Here is a 6,707-nt window from a genome sequence, read left to right on the forward strand (position 1 = left end):
AACTCCTCACTTGAGGCCAGCGCCGAGCGCTGGTGAGCGCTCGGTTCGGCCGATTGGCGGGGTTGGTGTGTGGTGGCGGTCCGGGAGCCGCGGCGCTAGCCGGCTTTCGGGATATCCGCGGGAGCCTGTGGCGTCGGCAGGGAGCGGCTGGCGTAGGCGAGGGTCAGGAAGGCGATCATCCCGAGGAGCAGGTGGGAGTTGCCGGGTATCGACTGCCAGAACGACCAGCTGAGTTCGCGGTCGTCGCGGAAGGGGACCCACCAGATGGACCTGAGGACGAAGAGCCCGTACCAGAGGATGCCGGTGACGAGGGCCGGCTTCGACCCCCATTCGCGGTGGACCGCGCGGATCAGGCTGATGCCGAGCGGGATGATCCAGACCCAGTGGTGGCTCCAGGAAACCGGCGACGCATAGAGCACGGCCAGCGCCATCACCGAGAGGGCGGTCACCCGCTCGTCGGCCAGCCAGTACTTGCGGGCCAGCCAAAGCACCAGCAGGCCGAAGGTTGCTGAGAGCAAGAACCAGACCGGCTCCACCCAGGACGCCTCGTCGCCAAGCCGGCTGAGGAAGCCCATGAACGACTGGTTCGCGGTGTACGCCAACCCGCCGACCCGGTTGGCGTTGCGAATGACAACGGTCCAGTACTCCCACGACTGGTTCGGTACGACGGCGAAACCGATCGCCACCGTCGCCACCAACCCGAGCAGTGCGTTGCGGAACGCCCTCCACTGCTTGGTGATCAGCAGGAACGCCAGGAACGGCAACGGAGTCAGCTTCACCCCGATCGTCACGCCGACCCAGAATCCACGCCACTTCGCCCCGGTCGGCCGGACCAGGTCGAGCAGAATCATTGCGGTCAGCAACAAATTGATCTGACCGAACTGGATCGTCTGCCAGACCGGCTCGAGCAACAACGAACCAGCAGTCAACGCAGCCAGTACTGCGATCCGCCGGTCGCGCCACTGATCGCCGACGAGGTTCCAAGCGTTCGCGGGCAGCGCCACGCGCCAGATCAGCGCGATGCACAGCACCGAGATCGTCGTCCAGAGCACCAGCGCGACGCCCCACGGCACGGCGGCCAGCGGGACCATCGCGATCGCCGCGAACGGTGGGTACGTGAACGGCAGACCCGAGCCCGGCAGCTGTGCGTCGTACAGGGAAGCGCGGTCGAGCAGGACCGAGCCGCCCATCCGGTAGACGCGTAGGTCGATCATGCCGTCGAACAGGCCGTAGGCCCAGGCGCCGAGGGCAACGAAGGCCGCGCAGCCGAGGACGGCGACGAGGAGCCAGCGGCGGTCGGTGTGCGGTGAGGTCGAGGTCATCGTCACGTCAGGTCGACCCCGAAGAGGGTTTCCAGTTCGCGCCGGGTCTCGTCGTACGACGTGTGCACGATCCCGGTCATGCCGAGTTCGCGGGCGGCGACGACGTTCAGCTCCATGTCGTCGATGAAAACGCACTCGGCCGGGCGGAGAGCGAGCCGTTCAGCGGCCAGCAGGTAGATCTCCGCCTCGGGCTTGCGCAGTTGGACCTCGCCGGAGATGACGAGGTCGTCGAACATGCCGTCCCAGGTCTCGCGCGGATAGCTGTTGCCCCAGGAGTTCGAGAGCAGTGCGGTCTTGATGCCGTGTGCCCTGGCGCGGCGGATCAGCGCGGACATCTGCGGCTGGTGCTCGAAGTGCGCGAACATCCGCTCCAGCAGTCCTTCGGCCTGGACCGGGCCGCCGTCGCGGCGAACCAGCATCGAGGCCAGCTTGCGCTCGAAGTCGGGAACCGCGAGCTGGCCGCGCTCGAGCGCGTGGATCGGGTTCACCTCAGCCTCGACCGGGCTGGCGGCCAGCCAGTCGACCATCGCGCGGTAGTACGCCTCGAAGTCGAGGCCGTCCAACTCGGCCCAGCGACCCAGGGCGTCTTCCAGACCGGAGGTCAGTACGCCACCCCAGTCCACCAGCAGGCCACGGAGTACAGGCGTGTCGTCAGGCATGCGCGCAAGACTACTCAGGACATGGTCAGCGGCCCCGGCCGCCCGCTCACCCGCCGTACATGACGGTGGCGTCGCCCGAGGACGTCTCGACCTTGATCGTGCGGGTGGCGGCCGGGTCCGTCTTGACGGTGGTGTTCTCGTCGCCGGAGCTGGTGTCGGCCTCGACCTTGTAGGACTCCTCGCCGGCCGGCAGCCGCACGGACACGTCCCCCGAGCTGGACTCCAACTGCACCTTGGTCGGCGCCGTCCGGAAGAACAGCTGGATGCTGCCCGAACTGCTCTTGCCGGTGACCGAGCCAGAGCTCAGATCGGTCGCCTCCAGGTCACCGGACGACGACTCCAGGGAGAGGTCGCCGGAGATCTGCCGCGCCTCGATCCCACCCGAACTCGACTTGAGCGTGGTGCTTCCGCTGAGACCGGCGACCTTGAGATCGCCGCTGCTGCTGTCGATCGTCACGCTGAGGTCCCTGGGCACGGTCACGACGTACTCCGTGTCGCAGCCGAAGGACAGGAACCCGCAGCCGCTGTCGCGGATCTCCAGCTTGCCGTCCTCGTACTTCTCCTTCGGGTCCGAGCCCAGTGCGTTGCGCTCGATCCGCCGGTGGACCGTGATCTGGCTGACGTCGCCCGACTGCACCTGGAGATTGGCCGATCGGGTCTCGATCGACAGCGAAGTACCGACCACCGGGTAGGTCTGCTCGCTGGTCTTGGTGTTCTCGGTCAGGCTGGTCAGCGCCCAGTAGACACCGCCCAGGATCAGGGCGACCGAGATCGCGATGCCGTAGCGGCGCTCGGTGCTCATCGTGCTGGCCGGACGGCCCTCGACCTCGGACATGGCGCTCCCTGGTGGTGCCGGCGCCACAGTTGACGCCCTGATGCCAACCCTGGCATATCCCCGGACGCTTGTCGGTGGGGTTAACCCCCGGAAATCAACTGAGGAGATCCCTGATAACCCCGGCTGCCAACTGCTGCATTCCCTTACGCAGCTTGCTGGATTTCGCGGCCTCCACGAGGCTCCGGCCGTGCGTCAGCGCCGCATCACACGCCGCCTGGTCGAACGGCAGCAACGCCGCAGCCTGTACGCCGGCGTACTGGCTGAGAGCCTCGTTCACGGCCTCGGTCGGGGAGCTCCCTAGCGACCCTGAGCGAACCCTGTTGACCACTACGCGCGTGTTGGCAGACGGTACGACGGCCCTGAGCTCGTGCAGGGACCTGATCAGCCGGGTGAGCCCGACTGGGTCGGCTGTCCCGACCACGACCACCTCGTCGGCCTCTTCGAGCGTTGCGAGAGTGGCGCCGTTGCGGCGCGGCGCAAGCGTGTCGAACGAGATCTCCTCGTCGCTCTCAATACAGAAGCCGGCGTCGATCACAGTGCAGGGCGCGAGCATCCTGGCGGTCGACCAGACCGACTCGATGGCGGTTGGCCGCAGTTCGGTCCACCTGTCGGCGCGGCTAAGGCCGGTGAGGACCAACTGGTTCGGCCCTACCTGCCTGGCGTGCCGGGCGAGCACTGCCACGTCCAGGGAGCCACCGCTGGCGGAACGAGCGGCTGCAGCGAGTCCGGAGGTCTCGTCGAGCATGCCGAGCAGTTGAGCCACAGTGCCGCCGTACACGTCGGCATCGGCCAGCAAGGTGGACACGCCACGCGCTGCTAGCTCCGCAGCCAGACCGACTGCGACCGTACTGCGGCCTGGCGCGCCCGTGGGCCCCCAAACCGCAATCACCCGGCCGGTGCCCTGGCCGTAGGGCTCGCCGTACGCCTCGGGGTTGGCCACCGACTCGCTGTTGAACGGTACGAAGCCGCCTGCGAAGTGGGAGACGGTCACCGGTGGGCCCGAGTCGACCGCGTCGATGATGGCCCGGCCGAGGTCATCCGCGCTGACGTCTGCCGGGAGGATCCGCTCGATGCCCATCCGGCTGAGGCGGTCCTCGGCACCGGAGGGTTCGCCGTTGTCGGACGGGTCGACCAGCGCGACTACTGCGATCCGGCGAGCGTGGAGAGCTGCTACTGCGTCAGAGGTCAGCCGGGGCAGGTCTTCTGCGAGCAAGACGGCCCGCGCTTGCCCAGTGGCTGCTGCGGCCATCACGTCGGCGATGTCGACGCATCTGCGGACTACCCGGATGCCGTTGGCTCTTTCGGCCCGGCGTACGACGTCGGCTTCCCACGGCGCACCGGTCACTGCTAGCAGTACGGGTACAGACATCAGCGGCCCCGCCGGATGAGCACGGGCTCGCCAGCACTCATCAGTGCGAGGGTTGCAGGGAGTCCCCTGACGTACTCGGCTCCCAGGCCGACCAGTACCTGTCTCCGCGCCGAGCTGCCCGCGACGCCCTTCACCGTATCGATCTGTACTACGCGGACCTCGGCCCAGAGCTTCGCAGCCGGCCGATCCTTGGGAATCACCCAGACGTCGACATGGTCGCCTACAGCGGTGTCGGACGGGAGGCGGCCGGTCGCGACCGACAGTGGCAGCTCAGTGCGCTCGTTGTCGGATTTGGTGGTCGCTGCCTGACGCGGGACGAACTCGCCCTTGCTGATCGCACGCGTGGTGACCATGCCCTTGAGATCCGCGTCGGCGGCGACGTACTGGCGGGCGGCGTCGTCGCTGGTGAAGCGGACGTTCACGGTGGTCAGGTCGTCGCCGGTGATCGTGACGCCGATCGGCATGTCGCGCTTGGCGGCCCAGACCGCCGTGGTGTCGTCGGCCGCCGACAGGATCTTGGCGCCGGCCAGCGCGGCGATCGCGACCAGCAGCACGCCGAGCAGCAGCCGGCCGTCCTTCCAGCGCGCCCGCCGGGTCCGCAGGGTCGGCGTGGACGGCGCCGCGAACCCACTCCGCAGCATAGGACTGTCGGCCACTCGGAACTCTCCCCAGTTTGGTTACCACTTGAAGGTCTTCGGTCGCGCTCAGTGCACTTGGTCGCACTTGGTCGCGCTTGGTTGCCGTTGGTTTGCTCTTGGCGACCGACATTCTGCCGTGTCCGCGGTCCGGGCGTCGTTCGTCATCCACAGGCCGGCCGCGGTTGGGGACAAACAGGCTCATCCAGATGCCAACCGTGGCAAACTGAAGCAATCAGCCGCCGCCGACCCGAAGGGACCCAGCACGCATGCCGGCTCCGCGCTTTCTCCAGCTGTCCGACGTCGCCGAGGTCCTGAACATCTCAGCCAATCAGGTGTATGCGCTGGTCCGCCGCGGCGACATCCCGGCGGTCAAGATCGGCGGCCGCGGGCAGTGGCGGGTGGAGTCGTCGGAGCTGGAGAAGTACATCGAGCGGCTCTACACCGAGACCAAGCAGTTCATCGACTCCCACCCCTTCGGCGAAGAAGCCGAAGCCTCGGAGGACGCGCAGCTCTGACAGCCCCCGTCGCGTGGACTCGGGGCGGCCGCTGGCGGGTTGTGACCGCTGGCCTCTTTTAGGGCGCTAGCGAGCCGATAAAGGGCTAGCGGCGACGGACGGCGTCGAGGGCTTGGGTGGGGACCAGGCGGGAGTTGTAGACCTCGGTACGCCGGCGCGGTGCGTCCAGCGGGTGCTCGGCCAGCTCCAGGAAGTCGGCGCCGACCCGGTCGATCGTGCCCGTGATCGGATTGCCGCCGCAGAACAACGTCACCGGTGAACGGTCCCGGGCGATTCCGCGCAGCAGATGCGCCAGGCCGAGCTTTGCCGCGACTGCCCCCTCGGCCGGCTCCGCCCACGGGCCGAGCCCATGGATTCCGGTGAGTGCGGTGTCGGGGATCAGCCACTCCTCGTAGCGCTCCGCCTCGATCAGCAGACAGTCCTTGCCGACCCGGCTGAGTGTCCCCTGAACCGGCTCGGCGCGCCTCAACTCCACCCGGATCACCGTCCCGACGGCGCCGCGCAGGCGGTCCAGCACGGTGATCTTGCCGACCTCGGCACGGATCCGGTCCGCGACCTCCCCGAACAGATCACCCTCCTGCAGGGCCTCGAACTGCGACTCCAGATCCTCGAACAGGGCTTCCAGACGCATGCCGCGAACCTACCCGCCCTAGCGGTCATCGCCACTCTGCGTCGATGACTTCCACACTGCGTGACACACTCCGCCCACTTGTCGACTTGCCAAAGCCGGTCTAGGCAGGTCTATATTGATCAAGCAGACGCAAACTCACGCAAACTCATAGGTCGGAGGTCAAAACGGATGAATGCGACGATCCGTGGACTGAAAGGGCTGGTCGCCCTGGGCGCACTGGCCGGCCTCGGCCTACTGCTCCGCTGGGTGACCGCGGGCTCGATCGGCGCCGGCACAGCCCAGGACCTGACCGCAATGGCCTCCTTGGCGGTCGGCGCGGTGGCGTGGGTCGCGTACTGCTGGCTCGTCGTCGCGGTCCTCGCGACGGTCCTCGAGCAGACCCCTGGCGCAGTCGGCCGCGGCGCCTCGGTCGTCGCCGCCTGCATCACATCCCAGAGCTCCCGAGCCCTACTCCGCTCGGCTCTAGGGGTAGCCGCCGTCACCCCACTCACCATCGGCGTAGCTCAAGCAGCCCCAACCGACAGCACCCACACCTTCACCACCCCCACCACCACCTCAACCACCCAGCCAACCGCCGCCGCCCCCTCCGGCACCCGCCCCTGGAGCTCCGTCGAACCCCGCTCAACCATCCAGCTGACCGGCACCTCACTAACCGACTCCCACCCGCGGACCTCCCCCCAGCCGCACTCGACCAACCAGCCGACCGGCACCTCACTAGCCGACTCCCACCCGCGGACC

Annotated in this window: 8 protein-coding genes; 2 read left to right on the plus strand and 6 right to left on the minus strand. The window is 67.9% G+C overall.

Annotation, left to right across the window (positions count from 1 at the left end):
- Positions 1-95: 95 nt before the first annotated feature.
- The 5 genes from A3ES_RS0128745 to A3ES_RS0128765 form a co-directional block, all read right to left on the minus strand.
- The gene (locus A3ES_RS0128745; RefSeq protein WP_157630794.1) at positions 96-1,322 is read right to left on the minus strand and encodes a glycosyltransferase 87 family protein; all 1,227 of its coding nucleotides are present in this window, start codon (positions 1,320-1,322) and stop codon (positions 96-98) included.
- A gap of 2 nt (positions 1,323-1,324) precedes the next feature.
- Complete coding sequence (locus A3ES_RS0128750) at positions 1,325-1,981, minus strand: HAD family hydrolase (RefSeq protein ID WP_020390304.1); 657 nt, start codon at positions 1,979-1,981, stop codon at positions 1,325-1,327.
- Positions 1,982-2,027: 46 nt separating this feature from the next.
- Entirely contained in the window at positions 2,028-2,816 is a 789-nt protein-coding gene (locus tag A3ES_RS0128755) for a DUF4097 family beta strand repeat-containing protein (RefSeq protein ID WP_020390305.1), read from the minus strand.
- A 94-nt stretch (positions 2,817-2,910) separates the two neighbouring features.
- Positions 2,911-4,185: a CpaE/TadZ family protein gene (locus A3ES_RS0128760; protein WP_020390306.1), complete on the minus strand. Its 1,275-nt coding sequence runs from the start codon at positions 4,183-4,185 to the stop codon at positions 2,911-2,913.
- Positions 4,185-4,841, minus strand: coding sequence for an SAF domain-containing protein (locus A3ES_RS0128765; protein WP_157630791.1), 657 nt, complete (start codon positions 4,839-4,841; stop codon positions 4,185-4,187). The genes A3ES_RS0128760 and A3ES_RS0128765 overlap by 1 nt, the downstream gene beginning before the upstream one ends.
- Before the next feature lie 248 nt (positions 4,842-5,089).
- Between A3ES_RS0128765 and A3ES_RS0128770 the strand changes: the two genes are divergently transcribed.
- Positions 5,090-5,338, plus strand: a complete 249-nt coding sequence (locus A3ES_RS0128770; protein ID WP_020390308.1) for a helix-turn-helix domain-containing protein — start codon at positions 5,090-5,092, stop codon at positions 5,336-5,338.
- A gap of 85 nt (positions 5,339-5,423) precedes the next feature.
- Here A3ES_RS0128770 and A3ES_RS0128775 read toward each other — a convergent pair whose 3' ends face one another.
- Positions 5,424-5,969 carry a hypothetical protein gene (locus A3ES_RS0128775; RefSeq protein WP_020390309.1) on the minus strand — a complete coding sequence of 182 codons (546 nt, stop codon included), beginning with the start codon at positions 5,967-5,969 and terminating at the stop codon, positions 5,424-5,426.
- Positions 5,970-6,137: 168 nt separating this feature from the next.
- Here A3ES_RS0128775 and A3ES_RS0128780 point away from each other — a divergent pair.
- The coding region (locus tag A3ES_RS0128780; RefSeq protein ID WP_020390310.1) for a hypothetical protein at positions 6,138-6,707 on the plus strand (570 nt) is incomplete at its 3' end.

It is taken from the genome of Kribbella catacumbae DSM 19601 (assembly GCF_000372465.1).
GTDB classification, from domain to species: domain Bacteria; phylum Actinomycetota; class Actinomycetes; order Propionibacteriales; family Kribbellaceae; genus Kribbella; species Kribbella catacumbae.